21 protein-coding genes are annotated in these 23,321 nt (G+C 55.3%); 8 read left to right on the top strand and 13 right to left on the bottom strand.

Annotated elements, in window-relative coordinates; translation table 11 throughout:
* The first annotated feature begins 13 nt into the window (after window positions 1–13).
* Window positions 14–748 (top strand): 1-(5-phosphoribosyl)-5-[(5-phosphoribosylamino)methylideneamino]imidazole-4-carboxamide isomerase, encoded by a 735-nt coding sequence (gene hisA, locus AAC019_RS04680; protein ID WP_339897414.1) that lies wholly within the window; start codon window positions 14–16, stop codon window positions 746–748.
* Between the two features lie 3 nt (window positions 749–751).
* A complete protein-coding gene (hisF, locus tag AAC019_RS04685; protein WP_339897415.1) occupies window positions 752–1,525 on the top strand; it encodes an imidazole glycerol phosphate synthase subunit HisF in 774 nt (257 codons plus the stop codon).
* A 217-nt stretch (window positions 1,526–1,742) separates the two neighbouring features.
* Here the strand turns inward: hisF and AAC019_RS04690 are convergent, their stop codons facing one another.
* The 5 genes from AAC019_RS04690 to gpmI all read right to left on the bottom strand — a co-directional run bounded on the left by AAC019_RS04690 (window position 1,743) and on the right by gpmI (window position 7,261).
* Complete coding sequence (locus AAC019_RS04690; RefSeq protein WP_339897416.1) at window positions 1,743–1,967, bottom strand: DUF6316 family protein; 225 nt, start codon at window positions 1,965–1,967, stop codon at window positions 1,743–1,745.
* A gap of 122 nt (window positions 1,968–2,089) precedes the next feature.
* The gene (locus tag AAC019_RS04695; protein ID WP_339897417.1) at window positions 2,090–3,022 is read right to left on the bottom strand and encodes a divergent polysaccharide deacetylase family protein; all 933 of its coding nucleotides are present in this window, start codon (window positions 3,020–3,022) and stop codon (window positions 2,090–2,092) included.
* Window positions 3,019–4,440 (bottom strand): S41 family peptidase, encoded by a 1,422-nt coding sequence (locus tag AAC019_RS04700; protein ID WP_339897418.1) that lies wholly within the window; start codon window positions 4,438–4,440, stop codon window positions 3,019–3,021. The genes AAC019_RS04695 and AAC019_RS04700 overlap by 4 nt, the downstream gene beginning before the upstream one ends.
* Before the next feature lie 53 nt (window positions 4,441–4,493).
* Window positions 4,494–5,660 carry a peptidoglycan DD-metalloendopeptidase family protein gene (locus AAC019_RS04705; RefSeq protein WP_339897419.1) on the bottom strand — a complete coding sequence of 389 codons (1,167 nt, stop codon included), beginning with the start codon at window positions 5,658–5,660 and terminating at the stop codon, window positions 4,494–4,496.
* A 50-nt stretch (window positions 5,661–5,710) separates the two neighbouring features.
* Window positions 5,711–7,261 (bottom strand): 2,3-bisphosphoglycerate-independent phosphoglycerate mutase, encoded by a 1,551-nt coding sequence (gene gpmI / locus AAC019_RS04710; RefSeq protein WP_339897420.1) that lies wholly within the window; start codon window positions 7,259–7,261, stop codon window positions 5,711–5,713.
* Window positions 7,262–7,485: 224 nt separating this feature from the next.
* Between gpmI and AAC019_RS04715 the strand changes: the two genes are divergently transcribed.
* The 4 genes from AAC019_RS04715 (at window position 7,486) to ppx (ending at window position 10,437) form a co-directional block, all read left to right on the top strand.
* Window positions 7,486–7,920, top strand: a complete 435-nt coding sequence (locus tag AAC019_RS04715; protein ID WP_339897421.1) for a rhodanese-like domain-containing protein — start codon at window positions 7,486–7,488, stop codon at window positions 7,918–7,920.
* A 10-nt stretch (window positions 7,921–7,930) separates the two neighbouring features.
* Window positions 7,931–8,188, top strand: a complete 258-nt coding sequence (gene grxC / locus AAC019_RS04720) for a glutaredoxin 3 (protein WP_339897422.1) — start codon at window positions 7,931–7,933, stop codon at window positions 8,186–8,188.
* 34 nt (window positions 8,189–8,222) lie between these two features.
* Window positions 8,223–8,729 carry a protein-export chaperone SecB gene (gene secB, locus AAC019_RS04725; RefSeq protein ID WP_339897423.1) on the top strand — a complete coding sequence of 169 codons (507 nt, stop codon included), beginning with the start codon at window positions 8,223–8,225 and terminating at the stop codon, window positions 8,727–8,729.
* A 196-nt stretch (window positions 8,730–8,925) separates the two neighbouring features.
* Window positions 8,926–10,437: an exopolyphosphatase gene (gene ppx / locus AAC019_RS04730; protein ID WP_339897424.1), complete on the top strand. Its 1,512-nt coding sequence runs from the start codon at window positions 8,926–8,928 to the stop codon at window positions 10,435–10,437.
* Here ppx and AAC019_RS04735 read toward each other — a convergent pair.
* From AAC019_RS04735 to AAC019_RS04770, 8 genes are all read right to left on the bottom strand, one after another.
* Window positions 10,434–12,065: a tetratricopeptide repeat protein gene (locus AAC019_RS04735; RefSeq protein WP_339897425.1), complete on the bottom strand. Its 1,632-nt coding sequence runs from the start codon at window positions 12,063–12,065 to the stop codon at window positions 10,434–10,436. The two genes, ppx and AAC019_RS04735, sit on opposite strands and share 4 nt — an antisense overlap.
* A 30-nt stretch (window positions 12,066–12,095) precedes the next feature.
* Window positions 12,096–14,150: a polyphosphate kinase 1 gene (gene ppk1 / locus AAC019_RS04740; protein WP_339897426.1), complete on the bottom strand. Its 2,055-nt coding sequence runs from the start codon at window positions 14,148–14,150 to the stop codon at window positions 12,096–12,098.
* A 121-nt stretch (window positions 14,151–14,271) separates the two neighbouring features.
* Window positions 14,272–14,580 (bottom strand): DUF4156 domain-containing protein, encoded by a 309-nt coding sequence (locus AAC019_RS04745; protein ID WP_339897427.1) that lies wholly within the window; start codon window positions 14,578–14,580, stop codon window positions 14,272–14,274.
* A gap of 37 nt (window positions 14,581–14,617) precedes the next feature.
* Entirely contained in the window at window positions 14,618–15,460 is an 843-nt protein-coding gene (gene metF, locus AAC019_RS04750; RefSeq protein WP_339897428.1) for a methylenetetrahydrofolate reductase [NAD(P)H], read from the bottom strand.
* Between the two features lie 61 nt (window positions 15,461–15,521).
* Window positions 15,522–16,922, bottom strand: a complete 1,401-nt coding sequence (gene ahcY / locus AAC019_RS04755) for an adenosylhomocysteinase (RefSeq protein WP_339897429.1) — start codon at window positions 16,920–16,922, stop codon at window positions 15,522–15,524.
* Between the two features lie 49 nt (window positions 16,923–16,971).
* Entirely contained in the window at window positions 16,972–17,328 is a 357-nt protein-coding gene (locus AAC019_RS04760; protein ID WP_339897430.1) for a four helix bundle protein, read from the bottom strand.
* Window positions 17,329–17,390: 62 nt separating this feature from the next.
* Window positions 17,391–18,545 carry a methionine adenosyltransferase gene (gene metK, locus AAC019_RS04765; RefSeq protein WP_339897431.1) on the bottom strand — a complete coding sequence of 385 codons (1,155 nt, stop codon included), beginning with the start codon at window positions 18,543–18,545 and terminating at the stop codon, window positions 17,391–17,393.
* Window positions 18,546–18,575: 30 nt separating this feature from the next.
* Window positions 18,576–19,586, bottom strand: a complete 1,011-nt coding sequence (locus tag AAC019_RS04770) for a metalloregulator ArsR/SmtB family transcription factor (protein WP_339897432.1) — start codon at window positions 19,584–19,586, stop codon at window positions 18,576–18,578.
* 272 nt (window positions 19,587–19,858) lie between these two features.
* Between AAC019_RS04770 and tkt the strand changes: the two genes are divergently transcribed.
* Together tkt and AAC019_RS04780 are read left to right on the top strand one after the other, a co-directional pair.
* Window positions 19,859–21,859 (top strand): transketolase, encoded by a 2,001-nt coding sequence (gene tkt, locus AAC019_RS04775; protein WP_339897433.1) that lies wholly within the window; start codon window positions 19,859–19,861, stop codon window positions 21,857–21,859.
* Between the two features lie 118 nt (window positions 21,860–21,977).
* Window positions 21,978–23,153 (top strand): phosphoglycerate kinase, encoded by a 1,176-nt coding sequence (locus tag AAC019_RS04780; protein WP_339897434.1) that lies wholly within the window; start codon window positions 21,978–21,980, stop codon window positions 23,151–23,153.
* Window positions 23,154–23,321: the final 168 nt, after the last annotated feature.

Consider the following 23,321-nt stretch of genomic DNA (forward strand, 5'->3'; position numbering starts at 1 on the left):
AGAGAGAGTAAACATGTTAATTATCCCCGCCATCGATTTAAAAGACGGCCAGTGTGTACGTTTGCGTCAAGGCCTGATGGACGACTCTACGGTTTTCTCTGACGACCCGGTAGCGGTTGCCGCCCAGTGGGTCGAGGCCGGCTGCCGCCGCCTGCACCTGGTGGACTTAAACGGTGCTTTTGCCGGCGCCCCGGTTAACGGTGACGTGGTGACCGCCATTGCCAAAGCTTACCCCAAGCTACCCATTCAAATCGGCGGCGGCATCCGCAGTAAAGAAACCATCGAGCACTACTTAAACGCCGGTGTGCAATACGTAATTATCGGTACCAAAGCGGTAAAAGAGCCCGAGTTTATTACTGACATTTGCCGCGAATTTGCCGGCCACATTATTGTTGGGCTGGACGCAAAAGACGGCTGGGTGGCAACGGACGGCTGGGCCGAAGTCTCTAACGTAAAAGCAACGGACTTAGCCAAGCGCTTCGAAGCCGACGGTGTTAGCTCGATTGTGTACACCGATATCGCCCGCGACGGCATGATGCAGGGCGTCAATGTCGAGGCCACCGTTGCCATGGCACAGGCGTCGAGCATCCCGGTGATTGCCTCGGGCGGCATTACCAACATGGACGATATTCGCGCACTGAGTGCGGTTAGCGACCAAGGTATTTGCGGCGCCATTACCGGCCGCGCGATTTACGAAGGCACACTGGATGTCGCCGAAGCACAACAGTATTGCGACGGCGCGGAGTAAGTTATGGGTTTGGCTAAACGCATTATCCCCTGCCTCGATGTGGACAATGGCCGCGTGGTTAAAGGGGTGCAGTTTGTCGATATTCGCGATGCCGGCGACCCGGTCGAGATTGCCAAGCGCTACAACGAGGCGGGCGCCGACGAGATTACCTTTCTCGACATTACCGCCAGCCACCAGGGCCGCGACACCACGGTTCACACCGTCGAGCGCATCGCCAGTGAAGTGTTTATCCCGTTAACCGTGGGCGGCGGCATTCGCAGCAACGACGATATTCGCCGTATGCTCAACGCCGGCGCCGACAAGGTCGGCATTAACTCGGCGGCAGTGCACAACCCGGATTTTGTTAAAGCCGCCAGCGACCGCTTTGGCGCCCAGTGCATTGTAGTCGCCATCGACGCGAAACAAGTAAGTGCCGCGGGCGAGCCATTGCGCTGGGAAATTTTTACCCACGGCGGGCGCAAGCCCACCGGCATCGATGCCGTAGAGTGGGCCGCGCGTATGAGCGATTATGGCGCCGGCGAAATCCTGCTTACCAGCATGGATCGCGACGGCACCAAAAACGGCTTTGATCTGCCGCTGACGAGTGCCATTAGCGCGGCGGTCCCGGTACCGGTGATTGCCTCCGGTGGCGTGGGCAACCTGCAACATTTAGTGGATGGCGTTACCGAAGGTCACGCCGATGCCGTGCTGGCCGCGAGTATTTTTCACTTTGGTGAATATTCGGTGCTCGAGGCAAAACAGTATATGCAAGAGCGCGGTATCGAGGTGCGTTTGTAAGCGACTTGTTACGCTGCCCGGCACATAAGCCGCTTGAAAACTCGCCCGGAAAGAGCAGTGGGATACATCGACAGAAAGGCTAGCAATAGCAACAGAAAGGTTAGCGATAACGCTATCAAGCTGGCGTCAGTAATATAACGCCGCACCGGACCACAACAGGCCCGCGGAAGGTTAAAGAGGGCACGGCGCGATTCAATGCCGTGCCCGGTTAATTCTACTAGGCCGCGCGATAGCGCTCGATGACTTTGGCCGCCTCTGGCGCCGAGGCGCAGATATAATCGATAAACTCGCCCACACCAACTTCTGCGTCGCGGCGGTTATCAAACGGGCCGATATCAACGCCCTCACGGGTTTGATAATACCAGTAGCCGGACTTTTCTAAAAAACGGCCGCTGCGCTCGGGAACCTCACCGTTCTCACCTTCTCTTAGTTTCTCGGTCATAGTTTTCACCTGCTGTTTTATTCAATCCTTGTAATGGGCGTCCTGAAGCGATAGCGCGCCCGAACCACTTACTGTTTGCATTATGATGCAAATTCATCCAAGTGTGTGTGATTTTATGCCTATCACCCCGACTTACTTATACCGTGTTTATCTAGCGTAATAGCGGGCTGATAACGCCAGTTTATCAAATTTCTCCAACTCCACCAGCGGCTATTGCTTAAAACGAAAGGAGAGTGCTGGTTGGCTAGCCGGTAACCCCGCAATTGACTGGGCGCCAGCGGGCAGCTCCCGCGCCCCGCCGGGGCCTGCCGCGTTAACTCAGAGACGTTTACCAACTGGACGGACTGCTCGTCGAGCAAGCCTGCCGCCTGCTCAAGTACGGCGAGTGTCTCGGGGTAAGGATGGCCAATGGCGATCGCCGAGCCGCGCTGGCGCGCCAGAGTGATGGCCCGAGTTAGCTGTCGGCGAATGTGCAAAGGCTCGCGCACATGATCTAAAAATACATCCCGCTGCGCGCTCTTAAGGCCGTAGCCTTGCGCCACCTGCCCGGCAACACTAGCGGCGGTTGTGCGGCTATCGACAAAAAACAAGTCGCGCCGCTTAAGCTCGCCCATAATCCAACCCAGTGGCAGGGCTTGCTCGGTAAACGCACTGCCCATATGGTTGTTAACCCCCACCACCTCCGGCAGTGAGGCCAAACTTTGGCGCAGCCTGCTCAGTAGCTCGGCCCGGGGCACGCCCAACTCCAACGCTCCCGGCCCAAGCGGCAAAGCTCGTTGACTGGCCATAGGGGCGTGCAGAATTAACTCTTTGCCCCGCTCGCGAGCAAGATCGGCCAGCTCGCGACTGTGAGGCGTCATGGGGAGTACAGCGAGGGTAAAAGCGCCGTTGAGCTCGGCGGTGCGGCGCCCAAGCGATAGGTTATAACCGATATCGTCGATGATAATAGCAAGCCGTGCGGGGGGCTCTTCCTGCGCCTGCACACCCAGCGCCAAGCTTAGTAATAAGCCCGCACTCAGACGGGCCAGCATGGCAGCGGGGCGGGCTTTGCTCACGGCGCCTCTGGTGAATTATCCGGCGGCGAGCTATCCGGATTTGCAGGCGTCGCTGCCGGAGGCGCAATGCCTGCTCCGTCCTGTGGCTCGGCCAGCGCTGGCTGGCGCAGAATATTAAGACCTTTTAGCAAGTTCAACGCTTCGTGCAGCTGGTTGTCGTTGCTTAGCAGAGATTGCTGGGCGCTGCGTGCTTCGTCGCGACTTTTGCTGTCGCTCTCTTCACCGCCATTACTGTTGCCCAGGTGCCCGGCCAAATCAGCTTCGGTGGTACGCAGGCGCGGCTTCACGGCGGTCACTTTCGCCCGCTCTACCAATACATCGGGCTCGATACCCTGAGCCTGGATCGAGCGGCCGCTGGGCGTGTAGTAGCGCGCCGTGGTCAGCTTAATGGCGCGGCGCTCGGAGATGGGCACAACGGTTTGCACCGAGCCTTTACCAAAGCTGCGCGTGCCCATAATAACCGCCCGCCCCTGATCTTGCAGGGCACCGGCGACAATCTCCGAGGCCGAGGCCGAGCCGTCATTTATTAGTACGACTACCGGTAAACCGTGGGTTAAATCGCCGGCACTGGCTTCATAACGGCTGTAACTGGATGACAAACGGCCCTCGGTGTACACCACCAAACCGCCATCCATGAAAGCGTTGGCGACATCCACGGATGCTTGCAGCACACCACCTGGGTTATTACGCAAGTCGAGAATGACGCCTTTAATGTTGCTTTTGTCACCCAGGGTTTTCGTCAGGCGGCTGGCCACATCGTCGCCAGTGCCAACCTGAAACTGAGCAATACGCAGATAAAGAAAGTCGTCATCAAGGATCTTGGTGCGCACGCTGCGCACTTTAATAATGTCGCGCTCGATGGTCAGCTCGAAGGGCTGATCGACCCCTTCGCGCACAATGGTAAGGGTTAAGGGGCTACCTTTGGGGCCGCGCATCAGGGCCACCGCCTCGTTCAGGCTCAGGCCTTTTACCGGTTTTTCGTCCAGCCGGATAATCAAATCACCCGCCTCTATACCGGCTTTTTGTGCCGGGGTGTCATCAATGGGCGAGATAACCTTTACAAAGCCATTCTCCATACCCACTTCAATACCCAGGCCACCAAACTCGCCCGAGGTATTCACCTGTAAGTCTTCAAACGACTCTGCATCGAGGTAAGCCGAGTGGGGGTCCAGCTCGGCCATCATGCCCTTAATGGCATACTCCAACAGCTCGGAGTCGCTGAGCTCTTCAACATAGCTGTTGCGAATGTGATCGTAAACCCGGGTAAAAGTGCGCAGGTCCTCCAGCGGCAACAACCCTTGCGGCTCGGCCTGATCATCAGCCAGCTCGGCAGCTGGCTCTTGCGCGATTGCCGATAGCGACAATAGCCCGGTCAAAGCCAACAGGCTGACAAATCGTTGGCAACTGGCAAACAGCATGTGTTTCTCCTGCAGATGAGCGTGCGGCTCTTTTGCGTTAAAAGGTAAGCGACTCACGCCCGTGCCAGCCACGTGCTGGGGTTGGTGGGCTGACCGTTATGGCGTATTTCAAAGTACAGGCCGCTGTAGCTTTGCCCGCCCGTATTACCGACCCGGGCAATCACTTCGCCACCGTTAACCCGATCGCCGGGGCGCTTTAATAAGGTTTGATTGTGGGCATACAAACTCATGTAGCCCTCACCGTGGTCGACGATAATAAGCAAACCCTGACCGCGCAAATACTCGGCAAAAATAACCCGGCCACTGTGCACCGCCAACACCGGACTACCGGCGCGGGCATCGATAACAACCCCCTCCCAGCTTAGTTGGTTGCCCACCCGGTCGCTGCCAAATTTGTGCCGCAACTTGCCGTCGGCCGGCCAGGGCAGCTTGCCTCGCAGCCCACTAAAGGCGGCGCCGGCCGGAGCCGCCCGCCCCATGGTGGCGGTCATCTCGTCGAGCAGCGCCTGCAACCGCTGGCCGTTTTGCCGCTCGGCCACAAGTTTGGCGTCTTTGCTGTCGATGATTTTGCCAAGCTTGGCCAGGGTGCTGGAGCGCTCTTGCTGTTGTTGCTGCAACTGCCGCTGCTTAGCGCTTAATTGGTCGCGCCGCTGACGTAAGCCATCGCGCTGGGCGACAATTTTAGGTTCGAGCTCACTGAGCTCTTCCAGTGTCGCCAAATAAGATTTGAGCTTATCGTTGCGCGCTCGCAGTAAATAGTCGTGGTATTTACTCAGGCGGGTAATACGCTCGGGGGATTGCTGATTTAGCAACAGCCGCAAAGGACTTTGCGGCCCGGATTGATAGGCGCTACGCACCTGGCTGGCTATTTGACTGCGCTGCGCCTGACGACTGCGCTGCAACTCGCGCTGCTCTTGCTGCAGTGTTTGCAAGTCGGCGTCCTGAGCTTTGATTTCGTCGCCGATGGTTTCGACTTTTTCTTCCAGCTCGCCGATCTGGGTTTCGGAGGCTTCTAGGTCTTGTTGCAGCTTGCCGCGCTGACCTTTGACGTCGTCCAGCTCTGTTTTAAGCTTTTCGATGTTCTCGCGCAATGCCTCGAGCTTTTTTTGATACTCGGCGGCATCATCAGCGGCCTGTGCCGGCACTATCAGGGCCATCAGGCAGACGAGCAGCAAGCCTCCCAGCGCCCGGCTTACGGGCGCCAAAAGCTCGGTGCTCACTCTGGAGACTGGCACAGGCATACACACGAAACGCGGCGGTCTCAGCCGGGTTACTCGCTAAGAGTAATCAAATTGCGACCGGTCATTTCCCCGGGCTGATTCATCCCCATCAGGTGCAACATGGTGGGCGCCACGTCGGCCAGTGAGCCGCCCTCGGCGATAGCGCCCTGGCGCGCACTGACAAATACCAGCGGCACCGGCAACGTCGAGTGCTGAGTGCTGACCTGACCGGAGTCCGGGTCAAACATCTCTTCACAGTTACCGTGGTCGGCGGTTACCAGCACCTCGCCACCGGCTTTTTCGGCGGCCTCTAAAACCCGGCCGACACACTCATCCACCGCCTCAACGGCGGCAACGGCGGCCTCAAAGATGCCCGAGTGACCCACCATATCGCCGTTGGCGTAGTTGCAAATAACCGCGTCATATTTACCCGACTCGATTGCCTCGACCAGTTTATCGGTCACTTCAGGGGCGCTCATTTCGGGTTTCAAATCGTACGTGGCGACATCGGGTGACGGGATCAGAATGCGATCTTCACCCTCAAATACCGCCTCTTTACCACCGTTAAAGAAGAAGGTGACGTGGGCGTATTTTTCGGTCTCGGCAATGCGCAGCTGAGTCTTGCCCTGATTTTGCATATACTCGCCAAACGAATTAACCAAGTCTTGCGGCGGGAAGGCGGTGCTGGCTTTAATGTCGGCGGCATACTCGGTAGTCATTACAAAGTCGGCCAACTGCGGCACCAGCTTGCGTTCAAAGCCATCAAACTCGGGCTCGATCAAAGCGCGGGTAATCTCGCGGGCGCGATCGGGACGGAAGTTCATAAAGATCACCGAGTCGCCATCGTTGATGGTGGCAACCTCTTCGCCTTCGCCGCAAATAACCGTGGCGCTTACAAACTCGTCGTTTTCATCGCGGGCATAGGCGGCTTCCAGACCGGCTACCGCGGTTTCGGCATCGTATTCGGCATCACCGGTTACCATCACGTTGTAGCACTTCTCGACACGGTCCCAGCGGTTATCGCGGTCCATGGCAAAGTAGCGGCCGCAAATACTGGCCACACGCCCGGTGCCCAGCTCGGCAAACAGCGCTTCGGCTTTTGCCAGTGGCTGCTCGGCGCTGCGCGGCGGCGTGTCGCGGCCATCTAAAAACGCGTGTAAGTACACCTCTTTGGCACCGCGACCAACGGCGGCGCGGATCATGGCGTAGATGTGATCTTCGTGGGCGTGCACCCCGCCGGAGGACAGCAGGCCGATAATGTGCACGGCTTTATCGGCGGCAGTGGCTTTATCGATCGCGTTGGCGTAGGCGGCGTTGGTGGCAAACTCGCCGTCCTCAATCGCCTTATTGATGCGGGTAAAGTTCTGATACACAACGCGGCCGGCACCCAGGGTCATATGACCGACTTCACTGTTGCCCATCTGCCCTTCGGGCAGGCCTACCGCCAAGCCGGAAGTACCAATCAGGCTCTTGGGGCAATTGTTCCAAATACGATCCCACACAGGCGTTTTGGCGCTGTAGATCGCGTTATGTTCGGTGTTTTCCGAGTAGCCGAATCCGTCGAGGATCAGCAAAACCATAGGTTTTTTCTTGGCAGTCATAGGTAGTCGTCGCTTATGTATCGTACAAATTAGACAGGCATAAAGCTCAGTTAGCCCTGTGGGCCAGAGGCGACCCTGTGTAACAGAGCGCCCTAAAGGACATTATTCTAACCGCTATGGGGCCACAACTCTATGGGGGAGGCCGCCGGATGCTGAGAAAATAGGCGATCTTGGTGTATACTCCCCGCCTTTGTCGCCATAGGGGCCTATGCCCTGAGGCAATCATGAGCTCGATAACCAAAGGTGGTTCGGTGGAGATTATTGCTTTTCTCAATCAGGAGTGGATGCTGGTCAGTACATTGGCAGCACTTATTCTTATTTATGGGTGGCGCGAGCGGGTCAAAAACGGCCAGCCGGTTACCACGGCGCAAGCCACGGCTTTAATTAACGCGGACAGCGCCATCTGGCTGGATATACGTGAGAGCAAAGAGTTTGACGCCGGCCACATCGTCGACGCCATCAACATCCCGCACGGCAAAGTTGCCGAGCGCGTAACCGAGCTGGACAAACACCGCGACAAGACCATTATTGTGGTCGACAAACTCGGCCAGCACGCCGGTAGCGTGGGCCGCCTGCTGGGCGGTAAAGAATTTGATGTGCGTCGCCTGAGCGGTGGCATCAGCGAGTGGCAGAATCAAGGTCTGCCACTGGTAAAATAGCGGGGCTAGTATGGCTAACGTTGTGATCTACACCACGGCTATTTGCCCCTTTTGCGTCAACGCCAAGCGCTTGCTGGCGAGCAAAGGCGTTAACAATATCAACGAAATACGCGTCGACCGCGAGCCGGCCAGGCGCAAAGAAATGATGGCCAAAAGCGGTCAGCACACAGTTCCACAGATCTGGATTGGCGAGCGCCACGTCGGCGGCTTTACCGATCTCTGGGCCTTGGATAAACGCGGTGAACTGGATTTGCTACTGGCATCCTGAACCGCCCAAATTTGCAGACTAAAGAGACAGAATTATGTCAGAAGAAAACCCTACTCCAGAAGCCGCCGGCGAAGAAAAAGCAAGCCCGGCATTTGCCATCAAACGCGTCTACCTTAAAGACCTCTCGTTTGAAACCCCCATGGGAATCGAGGCGTTCAATCAAAATCAACCGCCGAAGGTTGAGCAAGAGCTGAACGTGCAAGTAACCAAAATCGACGAAGCCCACCACGAGGTGGTATTGCTGCTGACAGTCACCGCCAAGATCGAAGATCGCACCGCGTTCCTGATCGAGGTAAAACAAGCCGGTGTGTTTAACATTACCGGCCTGAGCGGCGTACAAATGGCTCAAACCATTAACTCTACGTGCCCAAACATTCTGTTCCCTTACGCTCGCGAGACCATCGATAGCGTATTGTCGCGCGGCACTTTTGCGGCACTGATGCTGCCGCCAATTAACTTCGACGCCGTATTTGCGCAAGCGATTGCACAGCAAAAGCAGCAACAACAGGCCGCGAGTGAAAGCGCTCAAACCGACGCTTAATTGACCGGCACCGCTGCTTAAAAAGCCCACTGCTTGCTGTGGGCTTTTTTTTGTCTATAACATGAGTGCCCCTCGGCAAACGGCAACACACCTGCGTATACTCATAGTTGGGCTTTTCTGGTACCCAAAGCGCGCAAAGCATGCGGTTGCGGCGCTCACGGGATATTATAATTTCTTTATATTAGAGCTAGTGCCAATGTTTAACCTCTCTCGTATTCTAGAGTCCGGGGCGAGCCAAATCGCCGCCATCGATTTAGGCTCCAACAGCTTTCATATGATTATAGCCCGCTGGGAGAACCAACAGCTTACCCTGCAAGACAAATTGCGCGAACCCGTGCGAATGGGCTGGGGGTTGGAAGCGGACGGCAGCCTGAACGAGGAGGCGCGCGACCGGGCACTGGCTTGCCTGGAGCGCTTTGGCGAGCGACTGCGCAACTTTCCCTCGGGTAGCGTGCGGGCCGTGGGCACCAAAACATTGCGCTCGATTAGCGACTCCAAAGAATTTTTACGCCTCGCACAGGAAAAGCTCGGCCACCCGGTGGAAATTATCTCGGGCGATGAAGAGGCGCGCCTGATTTATTTGGGTGTTGCCCACTCGATTGCGCCGGACGAAAAGAGCCGGCTGGTTATCGACATTGGTGGCGGCAGCACCGAGGTCATCGTCGGGACCGGTATGCAACCCACGGTCAAAGAGAGCCTAAGCATGGGCTGTGTTGCCATGACCAAACGCTTTTTTAGCGACGGCAAGGTAACCGACAAGGCCATAAAAAAAGCCCTTATTGCCGCCGGCCAGGAAATCGCTCCAGTCGCTGACGAGTACAGCGAGAAACCCTGGCAAGAGGTGCTAGGCGCATCCGGCACGATTAAGGCCGTCGCCAATGTGTGTCTGGCCGCCGGTTGGAGCAGCGGGGAAATTAGCAAAAAATCGCTCGATAAAATTATTGCCGCTTACGCCAAACACGGCGCCACCGACCTAACCTTGAGCGGCGTATCAGATGACCGGCAACCGGTTTTTTTAGGCGGTGTGATCGTCTTAGCCGCGCTGTTTGAAACACTCGACATCGATACCATGCTGGCCTCCGACTGGGCCCTGCGCGAAGGGTTGTTGTACGATTTAAAAGGCCGCCTCGAGGATCACGATATCCGCCAAGCCAGCATCGCCGGCTTAGCCACACGCTTTCATGTTAATTTGGCAAAGGCCGACCGGGTCGCCCTGACCGCGCAACAACTGTTAGCCCAAGTCAGCGACGACTGGTCACTGGAGCCGGTGGATGCCGGTAAGATGCTAAGCTGGGCCGCGCATTTGGCGCCGGTGGGGCTCGACATCTCGCACAGCGACTACCACAAACACAGCGCTTATATTGTCGAGCATGTGGATATTGCCGGCTGCTCGCGCGCCGAGCAAACCCAGTTAGCACTGCTGGCGCGCGCCCACCGCAAAAGCCTGCCAGGCAAACAGCTGTCTGAGCACGGCGACGACTTACTGCACTTAGCCATGCTGTTGCGGCTGGCGGTTATCTTTAATCGCACCCGCCGCCACAGCCTGCCCGAGGGCATTGTGTTAAGCGCCAAGAAAAAGAAAAAGCTTAGCCTGCATTTACCGCAGCCATGGCTGGAGGCCAACCCACTGGCACTGGCCGACTTGGAGTCTGAGGCCAATTATTTAAGTAACTCAGGCTACCAGCTGCAAATCGTTACCGACGATTAATATCGCGTATAAGCGGCGAGCTTTTGGTAAAAGTTTACCGCATTCAGATTGCCAAGCTCGGCCGATTTTTTTGCATCGCGGATGGCGGCGGGGTAATCCTGCAAATGAAAATAGGTGCCAGCACGCTCTAAATAGGCCTCACGATTTTCTGGATTACGGGCGATAAAGTCATCCCAATAACTCACGATTTCGGTGAGCCTTGCCTGACGGAACAAAGCAAAGTCCATTAGCTCAAAGTAGCGAAAATTATCCGGCTTAAGCTTCATTAAGGCGATAAGCAACTCCTCCGCCTCGCTGTTTTCATCAAGCGCCAAATGCGCCATGGTGGATTTAAACAGTGCTTGCTCGTCATACAGCGATGGCTGACTCTGAGTGATGACTTTTGCCTGCTCTTTGTCAAAGCCGGTAAAATCCGGGCGAGTGGTTTTGGCGCAGAGCCTGGCCCTAAAGCGCTCTATATACTCATCTGTCCCATCAAGCGCATACGCCCGCTCAACATCAATCAGCGCATCGCTAAAGCGCCCGCCGGTGTAGTACAGGGACTTAGACCGCCAGTAAAGATAGGTGGAAGTATCGGGTTGGTAATAATCGGCACGGGTAAAGTCATCAACCGCCTTGCGATATAACCCCAGCCGATAATGTGCTTTACCGCGCATATAAAAAACGGGCGGGTTAGGGCCAGATTCCAGCGCCAAATTAAATGCCTCTATCGCCGCCTCGTATTCGTCGCTGTGATAGAGCACATTGCCCAACACAAAAGGCTCAAAGCCTTGCAGCTGTGTAAGCTTAGGGTTGGCGCCGACATCAAACTCTGACTCAGCCAGAAACGCCCGGATCTCTGCCACCGAGCCGCCCCACATAGGGTCTAGCACGTCCAGGTAATAGCGCCGGGCGAGATAGTTATTGGGGTAGTAGTCATTAGCTCGCGCTAAGGCCTTTTTAGCCGAGGGCATATCGTGGCCCGGCATCGCCATATTAAGCTGCAGGTAGTAACCCATCAGTGCCTGTGGGTTAAGCGCTAACGCTTGCGATACATCTTCCAGGGCTTTGGCAAAGTAGCGTCTCATTTCACGCAGTTGATACTGCGTCAGGTCGCGGCTCCAGCCGCCACCGCGGGCCTGCCAGCCTAAACCATTGCGATAGGCCGCGCGAGCCAGATATGCCTGATACGCTTTAGGACTGTGCGCCAACCACTGCTCAAAGATCTTATCGACATCATCGCCGGCGAGATCACGAAACGCGTAGTAAGCCCCGCGCAGTGAATGCTCGAACGCGATATCCGCCTGCACTTCCTGCTGCCTCAGGTGCAACTGTTGATTTAACTGGTCAAAGTCGCGCGCGCGAAACAAGCGTCGCAACATAAGGCTGTCACTGTAGCCGGGGCGGGTATATTGAATAGTCTCTGGGTTAGCTGAGAGTTTGGACGGCAGCGTTATAGCTTCTATATCAGACTGGACACCTGAGTCGACAGCAGACTGTACCGCGGGAGGACCGGCAACCGTTTGACCGGCGGGAGGCTTATCACTGTAGCGCACCCGGCCATTTTCATCCGTCCATTGATAGATGGCGGCGCTCGCCTGCACTGCCGCCAAGCCTATCAACAATGCCCCAATTCGCCATAATCCCATGTTCATCCTCCCTGATAACCAAAGCCACGGTTAGGTGGCCATCGTCCACTGCTCGAGTAGTTTATCCTGTGCGTTAACGGGCTCTTGTCCCTCTTCCGGCTGCATATGGACATAGCTACCGTCACTTTGCAAAATCCACGAGTGGGTATTATCGGCCAGGTACAGCTTCAGATCGGCAATAATTTGATCGCGAATTTTTTTAACTTTAACCGGAAAACAGGTTTCTACCCGGTGAAACATATTGCGAATCATCCAGTCAGCACTGGAGCAAAACACCTGCGGGCTGCCGTGGTTTTCAAAGTAAAACACCCGGGTGTGCTCTAAAAAACGGCCCACCACAGAACGTACCTGAATATTCTCGGACTGGCCCGGAACGCCTGGGCGCAGCTGACACACACCGCGCACAATTAAGTCGACTTGCACCCCGGCGTTAGATGCCTCGTATAAGGCGAGCACCAGCTGCTCTTCATACAGCGAATTCATTTTGGCAATAATGCGCGCCGGGATGCCCTTTCGGGCATTCTCGGTTTCTTGCTGAATGTATTTGAGCATCCCCTTATGCAGAGTAAAAGGCGCATACATCAGCTCGCTCATTTTAGACGCTTTACCCATACTGGAGAGCTGAATAAAGATACGATACACATCGGCGCAAATATCGGTATCGGACGTCATTAAACCGTAATCGGTATAAAGCTTGGTGGTTTTAGGGTGATAATTACCCGTACCCAGGTGCACATAGTAGCGCAGCTTTTTCTCCTCGCGCCGAGCCACCAACAGCATTTTAGCGTGCGTTTTATAACCCACCACACCATAAATTACGTGAATGCCATAGCGCTGCAAGCGCTCGGCCAGAGCAACGTTTTGCTCTTCGTCAAAACGTGCCCGCAACTCGACAATAGCGGTTACCTCTTTGCCGGCCTTGGCCGCTGCCACCAACGCATCAACCACCGGAGAATTAGACCCCGTGCGATACAGAGTTTGCTTAATCGCTAACACGTGGGGGTCGACGGCGGCCTCACGCAAAAAGTCTACCACCGACTGAAACGAGTCGAACGGGTGGTGCAATAAAATATCGTTCTTTTTAAGCGCCTGAAAATAATTATCAGCGCGCTTCGGCAGCTTCGGCATCGACTGCACAAACGGTTTAAAAAACAGTGATGGGTCGTCGACCAGGTCGAACAAATCCGACAAGCGGTTTAAATTTACAGGGCCGTCTACACGGTATAAATCTCGTTTATGAATCTCGCAGCGACTTAGCAAAAACTCTTCAATATCGGGCGGGCAAGTGCCGGTAATCTCAAGCCTAACCTCATCGCCATACTGGCGATAGACCAGCTCGCCTTGTACAGCACGCAGCAAGTCATCGGTCTCTTCTTCATCGAGAAAAATATCGGAGTTGCGTGTCAAACGAAACTGATAACAGTCGATCACCTCCATACCGACAAAAATCTCTCCCATAAAGTAATGAATAATGGAGGACATAAAAACAAATTCGCGGCCCACTTTAGCCACACCGTCGGGAAGCTCAACCATATTAGGGAGCGAGCGGGGAACCTGCACAATCGCCCGGCCCGAGTTGCGACCAAAGGCGTCTTTACCGTCGAGCTTGACGATAAAGTTAAGCGACTTATTTAAAATACGCGGAAACGGGTGCGCCGGATCAAGGCCAATGGGGCTCAACAGCGGCAGCACCTCAGTAGCAAAATACTCGCGCAAATAGGCGATTTGCGCCTCGGCCCATTCGTCCCGGCGGACAATATAGATGTCTCGCTCACGCAATAGCGGAATGATTTCTTTATTGAGAATACTGTACTGCTCGGCCACCAACTGGTGAGAGATTTGGGCAATGGCGGCCAGATTATCAGCATGCCCCAAACCGTCGGAAGGGATAGCGCTGGTGCCGACTTCTAACATCTGCACCAACCCTCCAACCCGAACCTCAAAAAACTCGTCCTGATTGGTGGAAAAAATACACAAAAAACGCAGGCGCTCTAGCAGCGGAAGGGTACGATCGTAAGACTGATATAAAACCCGCCGGTTAAACTCCAGCAGGCTTAACTCGCGATTGAAAAACTGCTCTGACACAACAACCTCCTGTTGGGGCCCAGGCATGCACTGGGCGCCGAAAATACATCGCCCCAGAATATGACCAAATTATGACAGAAATAAGTCAGGCAGGTGCGATTATCCCTCGCTTACGGCCCCGTTATTGACAGAGATAGACAGTAAAGTGCTGACGACCATCCACAATACTGGACGATGGCACTACCGTATCACCCCCCAGCCGCGCCGCCTCATTGCGGGCGATGGTGGCCAACTCTTCGCCCATTTTGCCCTGATTTCGGGTAAAGGGGCCCATGCCATCCATCACGCTGGCCGTCACGTGACTTACTTGTTTGCACTCGGTGATATCCTGGGGCGCCGCCAGAGTAACCTGACGGGCGTCTTCTTCCAGCTCAACCCAACTGCAGCTTGCCAGCAGGCCTATGGCCGCCAACAACAGTGAGTTTTTCATGGTTAGCTCCTATGTTATTAACCAAGATGGGCCGGGCTTACTCTTCCAGCCCCAAATTTGTCACTATCCGCGAGATGGGCTCGGCCTGATTCATAGTGTAGAAGTGCAAGCCGGGTGCACCACCCTCCAGCAGGGTTTCACACAGCTCGGTAACAAGCTCTTCACCAAAGTCGCGCAGCGCCTCAGCATCGTGCTCATAGCTTTCCAGCCGCTTGCGTAACCAGCGGGGAATATCGGCACCACAAGAGTCCGAGAAGCGCATCAGGTTACGAAAATTAATAATGGGCATGATGCCCGGATAAATCGGCTTATCGATACCGACCTTGGCACACTGATCCATAAAATAGAAGTAGGCATCAGGGTTATAAAAGTACTGAGTGATGGCGTTGTCGGCTCCGGCATCAAACTTACCTTTCAAATAGCGGACATCATCTTCGTAGCTTTTTGCCTGTGGGTGTATCTCTGGGTACGCCGCCACTTCCAGCTCAAAAGTATCACCAAAGTGCTCGCGGATAAACGCCACCAACTCGTTAGCGTAAACCAACTGGTACGAGCCGCCCACACCCGAGGGCATATCGCCGCGCAACGCGACAATACGCTCGACGCCGGCATCGCGATATTCGCCAAGCAGCTGTTTAATGGTTTGCTCATCATCACCGCCAAACGACAAGTGCGGCGCCACCGGCGCATCCAGAGCGTTAAACTGCTTTACCAAATTTTTAGTATTATCGCGCGTCGAGCCACCGGCCCCGTAAGTGACCGAGAAAAAATCCGGGGCAAACTCGGCCAGCGTATCGCGCACGCCCGCAAGCTTAACCCGCCCCTCATCGGTTTTGGGCGGGAAGAACTCAAAGCTAAGGCGTAAAGAATCTTCACTCATAATCGTTTCCTATGGTTCCGCGTCAGACGTCCGACGCCAGACGTCTGACGTAACTCACCAATTAATATTTATAACTATCAGGCTTGTATGGGCCGTTAACCGCAACGCCGATGTACTCGGCCTGCTCTGGGCGAAGCTGTGTGATAACACCACCAAAACCTTCAACCATATGGCGCGCCACTTCTTCATCAAGCTGCTTAGGCAACACTTTTACATACACATTGGCGGGCTTGTCGGCGGCAGACAAATCGGCAAATTTGTGATCGTATAAGTAGATTTGCGCCAGCACTTGGTTGGCGAACGAGCCGTCCATAATACGCGATGGGTGACCGGTGGCATTGCCCAGGTTCACCAAGCGGCCTTCGGACAACAGCAGCAGGTGATCGCCCGTTTTGCGGTCGCGGTAGATTTTGTGAACCTGCGGCTTCACCTCTTCCCACTCCCAGTTTTCACGCATGTAAGCGGTGTCAATTTCGTTATCAAAGTGGCCAATGTTACAAACCACCGCACCGTTCTTTAGGGTTTGCAGCATGGCCGCATCACACACGTTAGAGTTACCGGTAGTGGTTACCAGCAAATCGGTTTTACCTAGCACCTCAAGGTTGATGTCTGCGGCGTTGCCGGTGTTGACGCCATCGTTGTAGGGCGACACCACTTCATAGCCATCCATACAGGCCTGCATGGCGCAGATCGGATCTATCTCGGTGACCTTTACGATCATGCCTTCCTGGCGCAAAGAGGCCGCTGAACCTTTACCCACATCGCCGTAGCCGATAACCAGTGCTTTTTTACCGGACAACAAGTGATCGGTACCGCGCTTAATGGCATCGTTCAGGCTGTGACGACAACCGTATTTATTGTCGTTTTTGCTTTTGGTAACAGCGTCGTTAACATTAATAGCCGGAACCTTAAGCGTACCCTTATTCAACATATCCTGCAGGCGGTGCACACCGGTCGTGGTTTCTTCCGAAATGCCGTGAATATTATCCAGAAGAGCGGGAAACTTCTCGTGGACCAACTGAGTCAGGTCACCGCCATCGTCCAGGATAATGTTGGCGTCCCACACTTCACCATCTTTAACCACAGTTTGCTCAATACACCACCAAAACTCCTCTTCGGTTTCGCCCTTCCAGGCAAACACCGGGATACCCGCCGCGGCAATCGCGGCAGCAGCGTGATCCTGAGTGGAGAAAATATTACAGCTCGACCAGCGCACCTCGGCACCCAGCGCCACCAATGTTTCGATCAAGACCGCGGTTTGAATGGTCATGTGAATACAACCCATGATCTTTGCGCCCGCCAGGGGCTGTTGCGCGGCATACTGAGTACGCAGCGCCATCAGCGCAGGCATCTCGCCCTCGGCGATGTCGATTTCCATACGGCCCCACTGGGCCAGTTTTTGAAACTCTTCGGCAGAGCCGGCAGCGACTTTGTAGTCGGTAAAAGAGGTAGCGATAGTCATAATGTCCTCGTGTTTGATGTCGGACGCCTGATGTCGGACGTCTGATGTATTAAAAATACTGTTTCAGTTTATTAATAAAAGCACTTAGCAATGCAAACACTCGATTTGCGGCTTCCAATAAACTCTTTGTGTTCGATAAAAAATTTAGTCGTGTGCAAAGCAGTAGCTGCGTCTCCAGCTCCTGCAAAGAGCCTTTGGCGATTTGCAAAAATCTAACAAATTCGCGATCGCTCCCTCGCCCAGCGCCTTCGGCAATATTAGACGGTATGCTCACGCAGGCTCGACGCAATTGCTCGGCAAGTCCAAAACGCTCAGAAGCCGGTAAGTCAACGAGCGACTTATAAACCATTTCAGCCAATAGCATAGATTCCTGCCACACTTTCAACTGCTGATACTTTCTCTCCATTGCCACCTCCTTGTGATCAGGTTTTTCGTCAGACATCCGACTTCAGACATCTGACATCACCCTTACAAATACTTCTTCAACAACGCAGCCTTATCGGTTTTCTCCCAGGTAAAGTCGGGCAGCTCGCGGCCAAAGTGACCATAGGCGGCGGTTTGACGATAAATGGGGCGCTTAAGGTCGAGCATCTCGATCAGGCCGCGTGGGCGCAGGTCAAAATGTTCGCGCACTAATGTGGCAATTTCCGCATCGGGCAATTTGCCGGTACCAAACGTATTGATGGAAATTGAGGTGGGCTCCGCCACGCCGATGGCGTAGGAGACCTGAATTTCACAGCGGCTGGCTAGGCCCGCCGCGACAATATTTTTCGCTACATAACGACCGGCATAGGCCGCCGAGCGATCCACTTTGGAGGGATCCTTACCGGAGAAAGCACCGCCGCCGTGACGAGCCATGCCGCCGTAGGTATCGACGATGATTTTGCGCCCGGTTAAACCACAATCACCTACCGGGCCACCGATAATAAATTGGCCGGTGGGGTTAATGTGGTACAGGGTTTCATCGTGCAGCCATTCGCCGGGCAATACGGGCTTGATGATTTCTTCACGCACCGCCTCTTGCAAGTCGGCCAGGTTAACGCTCGGATCGTGCTGAGTGGATAACACCACAGCATCAACCGCCACCGGCTTGCCGTTTTCATAGCGCAACGTCACCTGGCTTTTGGCATCGGGGCGCAGCCAATCGAGCTTGCCGTTTTTGCGCAGCTCGGCCTGTTTTTCTACCAAGCGGTGGGCAAAATAAATAGGCGCCGGCATCAGCACGTCGGTTTCATCCGAGGCGTAGCCAAACATCAAGCCCTGATCGCCCGCACCCAAGTCTTTTTGCTCGGCTTCATCTACGCCCACAGCAATATCAGCCGACTGCTTACCAATAGCATTCAGCACAGCGCACGAGGCGCCGTCAAAACCAACCTCTGAGCTATCGTAGCCGATATCCAAAATCACCTGACGGATCAAATCTTCCAGATCAACATAAGTTGAGGTGCGAACTTCCCCGGCGACGATAGCCATACCGGTTTTTACCAGAGTCTCAACCGCTACGCGGGATTCCGGGTCATCTTTTAAAATCGCATCCAGTACCGCGTCGGATATTTGATCCGCCAGCTTATCGGGATGGCCTTCCGACACTGACTCGGAAGTAAATAATGCGTATTCGGCCATAGCGTAGCTCCTGCCAAGCAAGTAATTGATTTAAATAGTAGGTTTAAAAAATTGACGCAGCTGAACCTGAAACCCGTTGCGCAGCGCGATGTACAAACTCTGACCTTCATTAAGGCCAGCCTCGCGGGCCCAGCCGGTAAAATCGGCCGGCTCAAAGCCCTGCCATAAATCACCACAATTGGCGCGCGCCCAATCTTGCTCGTGTCGGCATAAATCCGTCACTAGCAAAGCGCCACCCGGGGCCAGCGCCTCACTTAAGTCTTTAAAAATATCCAGCGGCGAAGGCGTGTGGTGCAGCACCATATTCATCACGATGCAATCGGCCAGCACCCGATGCTCGGCCAAGCTTGCCGTGTTGCCCAAAATAAACTCGACGTTGACCAAACCGGCCGCATCGGCCGAGGCGCGCGAGTGCGCCAGCATCTCATCGGCGTTATCCAGCGCCACCACATGGCTAAACCGCTTTGCCAATACCGGCAGAAACTCGCCCTGCCCCGGCCCCACCTCCAGCGCCAAATGGCGACTGGGCAGCGGTGTGTTGTTTAACAATTGTGACACTTGCTCGCCGTACACTGGGAAGCTGGCAATCAGATCTTGCTGGGCGCGGAATTTATCGGCATTGGCGGCAAAAAACTGCTGCGACGCGCTGGCTCGCTCACTGGCGATCGCCGCACACTGAGTGCGGATATCCGTGCGCAATTCGAGCTGGTCCACGCTGGCAAACAGCGCCTGCTGCAAATCGGCCAGTGGCTGCCCGGGGGCGAGCATGGCGCGGCGGTAGAAAATCGAGTTGCCCTCGCGCCGGGTGGTGGTTAACCCCGCGCCGGTTAGCAGCTTTAAATGATGGCTCATACCCGACTGGCCCACATCAAAGATGCGCGCCAACTCGGAAACCCCATAGGAGTTTTGCGCCAGTACGGCCAAAATCTCCAGCCGCAGCGGATCGGCCGCGGCCTTTAACGGCGCGACCAGCGACTCTGAGCCTAGCTCAGTGCTGGAGGGGGTGTCGGCCTTAGCCGCTAACGCAAGTGAGTTTGTCATGGCGGCATAATAGCAGCCAAGCCAACCTATATCAAAATATTTTGATATAGGTTGGCGAAATCGCTTAAAAATGCCGCCATAAACGCCCGCGCCTTTACTGATGGCGACGGTTGCGAGAGAATACCGCACCATTTGTGGCGCCTCCGGACGGGGCCCGAGACCAACACCCCGCCCGCTAGCCCAGATTAGACAAGGTTGCGCAAAACTGATTTAGGCCCGCTAGAGGTCATTTCTGAACTCACAACAGCTACTTTTAAGGAGCCTTGACCCCTATGCCGTCTCGCTACGAACTTGCAAACGCCATCCGTGTACTTAGTATGGATGCCGTCCAAAAAGCCCAAAGTGGCCACCCAGGTGCCCCTATGGGCATGGCCGATATCGCCGAAGTCCTGTGGAACGACTTTTTACAACACAACCCAGCTAACCCAAAGTGGAATGACCGCGATCGCTTTGTGCTGTCCAACGGTCACGGCTCGATGCTGGTTTACTCGCTGCTACACCTGTCTGGCTACGACTTGCCGATGGAAGAGCTGAAAAACTTCCGCCAGCTGCACTCTAAAACCCCGGGCCACCCAGAGCTGGGCTACACCCCCGGTGTTGAAATCACCACCGGCCCGCTGGGCCAGGGCATCAGTACCGCCGTGGGTATGGCGCTGGCCGAGCGTATGCTTGGCGCGCAGTTTAACCGCGACGGCCACGACATCGTCGACCACTACACCTATTGCTTTATGGGCGATGGCTGCATGATGGAAGGCGTATCACACGAGACTTGCTCGCTGGCCGGCACTCTGGGCCTGGGCAAACTGATCGCCTTTTGGGACGACAACGGTATCTCGATCGACGGCCACGTAGAGGGCTGGTTTACCGACGACACGCCTAAGCGCTTTGAGTCTTACGGCTGGCACGTTATCTCGCACGTAGACGGTCACGATCCTGAAGCCATCAAGCTGGCGATTGAAGCGGCCCAGGCCGAAGATCAAAAGCCAACTCTGATTTGCTGCAAAACCACCATCGGTTTTGGCTCGCCTAACAAATCTGGCTCGCACGACTGTCACGGCGCCCCACTGGGTGACGATGAAGTGGCCGCGACCCGTAAGTTCCTTAACTGGGAGCCGGGCCCGTTTGAAATCCCCGCCGATGTTTACGCCGGTTGGGACGCCAAAGAAAAAGGCGCAAGCGCCGAGAAAAGCTGGAACGAGAAGTTTGAGGCCTATAAAGCCGCCTACCCAGAAGACGCCGCCGAATACGAGCGCCGCGTTATTAAAGGTGAGCTGCCTGCGGACTTTGCGGCAAAAGCCGATGCCTTTATCCAAGAGTGTCACAAAAACCCGCAAAAACTGGCCTCGCGTAAAGCGTCGCAAAACACCATTGCCGCCTACAACAAACTGCTGCCAGAAATGGTCGGCGGCTCGGCGGACTTGGCCGGCTCTAACCTCACCATGTGGGAAGGCTCCAAGCCCGTTAGCGGCGTTAACGCCGACGGCAACTACATCTATTACGGTGTACGCGAATTCGGCATGAGCACCATCATGAACGGCATGAGCGCGCACGGCGGCTTTATCAACTACGGCGCCACCTTCTTAATGTTCCAACAGTACGCCGCCAACGCGGTGCGCATGTCGGCACTGATGAAGCTGCGCAACGTATTTGTTTACACCCACGACTCTATTGGTCAGGGTGAAGATGGCCCCACGCACCAGCCGATTGAAGTTCTCGGCACCCTGCGCATGACGCCAAACCTAAACACCTGGCGCCCCTGTGACGCCACCGAAACCGCGGTAGCCTGGAAATCGGCCATTGAAGAAACCGACCGTCCAAGCGCACTGGTATTTTCCCGTCAGGGTATCGATACCGTCGAGCGCGCCGACGATCAAGTGGCCAACATCGCCAAAGGTGGCTACATACTGAAAGATTGCGCCGGCACCCCCGACGTTATCCTGATTGCCACCGGCTCTGAAGTACCGGTTACCGTCGAAGCGGCCGATAAACTCACCGCCAGCGGCAAAAAAGTGCGTGTGGTCTCTATGCCAAGCACCAGCTTGTTTGATCAGCAAGACGCCGAGTACCGCCAGTCGGTACTGCCGTTAGAAGTCTCTGCGCGGGTTGCGGTAGAAACCGCACACGTCGACTTCTGGTGGAAGTACGTGGGCATCGACGGCCGCGTTGTGGGCATGAACAGCTTCGGTGAATCCGCCAAGGGCCCAGACCTGCTGGAGTACTTCGGCTTTACCGTAGACAACATTGTTGCCACCGCTGAAGAACTGCTCGACTAAGCCTTACGGCTCCCCCCCCCGCGCTCTGGCGGTGTGGCACTTTCCCGCCTATTGTTCTACTGACACTCTGTGCTATTTAATTTTAGTCGCGTAAGCGCATCACTATTTGGAGCTACACATGAACGTAAAATTGATGAGCGATCAGGATCTGGCTGGCAAACGCGTCCTGATTCGTCAAGACCTTAACGTCCCCCTGGAAGACGGCAACATCACCAGCACGGTGCGTATTTTAGCCTCGATTCCCACCATCAAAGCGGCACTGGATGCCGGCGCGAAAGTGATGCTGATGTCGCACCTGGGCCGCCCGGAAGAAGGCAGCTATGACGAGTCTGCCTCACTGGCACCAGTAGCCGCCGAGCTTGGCAAGCAGTTAGGCCGCGACGTACCCCTGATTAAAGATTGGGTCGATGGCGTCGATCTGGGCAGTGCCGATGTTGTCCTGCTGGAAAACGTCCGCTTTAACGCCGGCGAAAAAGCCAACGATGAATCTCTGGCGAAAAAAATGGCCGCACTATGTGACGTGTTTGTCATGGACGCTTTTGGCACGGCCCACCGCGCCCAAGCCTCGACCCACGGTGTTGCCAAATACGCGCCCATCGCCTGCGCCGGCCCGTTGCTCGCCAGCGAGCTGGACGCTTTGGGCAAAGCGCTGGATAACCCAGCTCGCCCGCTGGTCGCCATCGTCGGCGGCTCTAAAGTATCGAGCAAATTAAGCGTGCTGGATGCGCTGTCTAAAATTGCCGACACCCTCGTAGTTGGCGGCGGCATCTCTAACACGTTTGTTGCCTCGGCCGGCAACGAAGTGGGCAACTCTTTGTACGAGGAAGACTTGATCCCCGAAGCCAAGCGCCTGCGCGAAACCACCGACGTGATTTTTGCCACCGACGTGCGCACCACCAAAGACGGCTTTAGCGACTGGAGCCACGACAGCAAAACCGAAGTCAAAGACGCCAGCGAAATCCAGGCCGACGAAGAGATCATCGATTACGGTCCAGAGACAGCGGCACGGGTTGCCGAGATTATCAAAAACGCCAAAACCGTTTTATGGAACGGCCCCTGCGGCGTATTTGAATACGACGCCTTTGCCAAAGGCACCGAAGTGATCTCACGCGCCATTGCCGACAGCGAAGCTTTCTCGGTCGCTGGTGGCGGTGACACTCTAGCCGCGATCGACAAGTGGAACCTAGCCGACAAAATCAGCTACGTCTCTACGGGCGGCGGCGCTTTCTTAGAATTCGTCGAAGGCAAAAAACTGCCGGCGGTTGAAATTTTAGAAGAGCGTGCTAAAGGTTAAACAAGCAGCCGCTACGCGATAAGAGGTTGAGCTTAACCGAAACGGACTTTTGCGGCGCATGGATGCGCAACAGCGTAAGCTCAGGCTGATCAAGCTCAACCGATTCAACCGTCTACAGCACCCCAAAGCCTACCCTACACGATCGTAAATGGATGATATTTTATAAGG

This window comes from uncultured Gilvimarinus sp. (genome assembly GCF_963975215.1).
Taxonomy (GTDB): domain Bacteria; phylum Pseudomonadota; class Gammaproteobacteria; order Pseudomonadales; family Cellvibrionaceae; genus Gilvimarinus.

Coding starts and splice junctions, on each gene's coding strand:
- hisA (WP_339897414.1), top strand. CDS start 14: ATGTTAATTATCCCCGCCATCGATTTAAAAGACGGCCAGTGTGTACGT.
- hisF (WP_339897415.1), top strand. CDS start 752: ATGGGTTTGGCTAAACGCATTATCCCCTGCCTCGATGTGGACAATGGC.
- AAC019_RS04690 (WP_339897416.1), bottom strand. CDS start 1,967: ATGACCGAGAAACTAAGAGAAGGTGAGAACGGTGAGGTTCCCGAGCGC.
- AAC019_RS04700 (WP_339897418.1), bottom strand. CDS start 4,440: ATGCTGTTTGCCAGTTGCCAACGATTTGTCAGCCTGTTGGCTTTGACC.
- gpmI (WP_339897420.1), bottom strand. CDS start 7,261: ATGACTGCCAAGAAAAAACCTATGGTTTTGCTGATCCTCGACGGATTC.
- AAC019_RS04715 (WP_339897421.1), top strand. CDS start 7,486: ATGAGCTCGATAACCAAAGGTGGTTCGGTGGAGATTATTGCTTTTCTC.
- grxC (WP_339897422.1), top strand. CDS start 7,931: ATGGCTAACGTTGTGATCTACACCACGGCTATTTGCCCCTTTTGCGTC.
- secB (WP_339897423.1), top strand. CDS start 8,223: ATGTCAGAAGAAAACCCTACTCCAGAAGCCGCCGGCGAAGAAAAAGCA.
- ppx (WP_339897424.1), top strand. CDS start 8,926: ATGTTTAACCTCTCTCGTATTCTAGAGTCCGGGGCGAGCCAAATCGCC.
- AAC019_RS04735 (WP_339897425.1), bottom strand. CDS start 12,065: ATGGGATTATGGCGAATTGGGGCATTGTTGATAGGCTTGGCGGCAGTG.
- AAC019_RS04745 (WP_339897427.1), bottom strand. CDS start 14,580: ATGAAAAACTCACTGTTGTTGGCGGCCATAGGCCTGCTGGCAAGCTGC.
- metF (WP_339897428.1), bottom strand. CDS start 15,460: ATGAGTGAAGATTCTTTACGCCTTAGCTTTGAGTTCTTCCCGCCCAAA.
- ahcY (WP_339897429.1), bottom strand. CDS start 16,922: ATGACTATCGCTACCTCTTTTACCGACTACAAAGTCGCTGCCGGCTCT.
- AAC019_RS04760 (WP_339897430.1), bottom strand. CDS start 17,328: ATGGAGAGAAAGTATCAGCAGTTGAAAGTGTGGCAGGAATCTATGCTA.
- metK (WP_339897431.1), bottom strand. CDS start 18,545: ATGGCCGAATACGCATTATTTACTTCCGAGTCAGTGTCGGAAGGCCAT.
- AAC019_RS04770 (WP_339897432.1), bottom strand. CDS start 19,586: ATGACAAACTCACTTGCGTTAGCGGCTAAGGCCGACACCCCCTCCAGC.
- tkt (WP_339897433.1), top strand. CDS start 19,859: ATGCCGTCTCGCTACGAACTTGCAAACGCCATCCGTGTACTTAGTATG.
- AAC019_RS04780 (WP_339897434.1), top strand. CDS start 21,978: ATGAACGTAAAATTGATGAGCGATCAGGATCTGGCTGGCAAACGCGTC.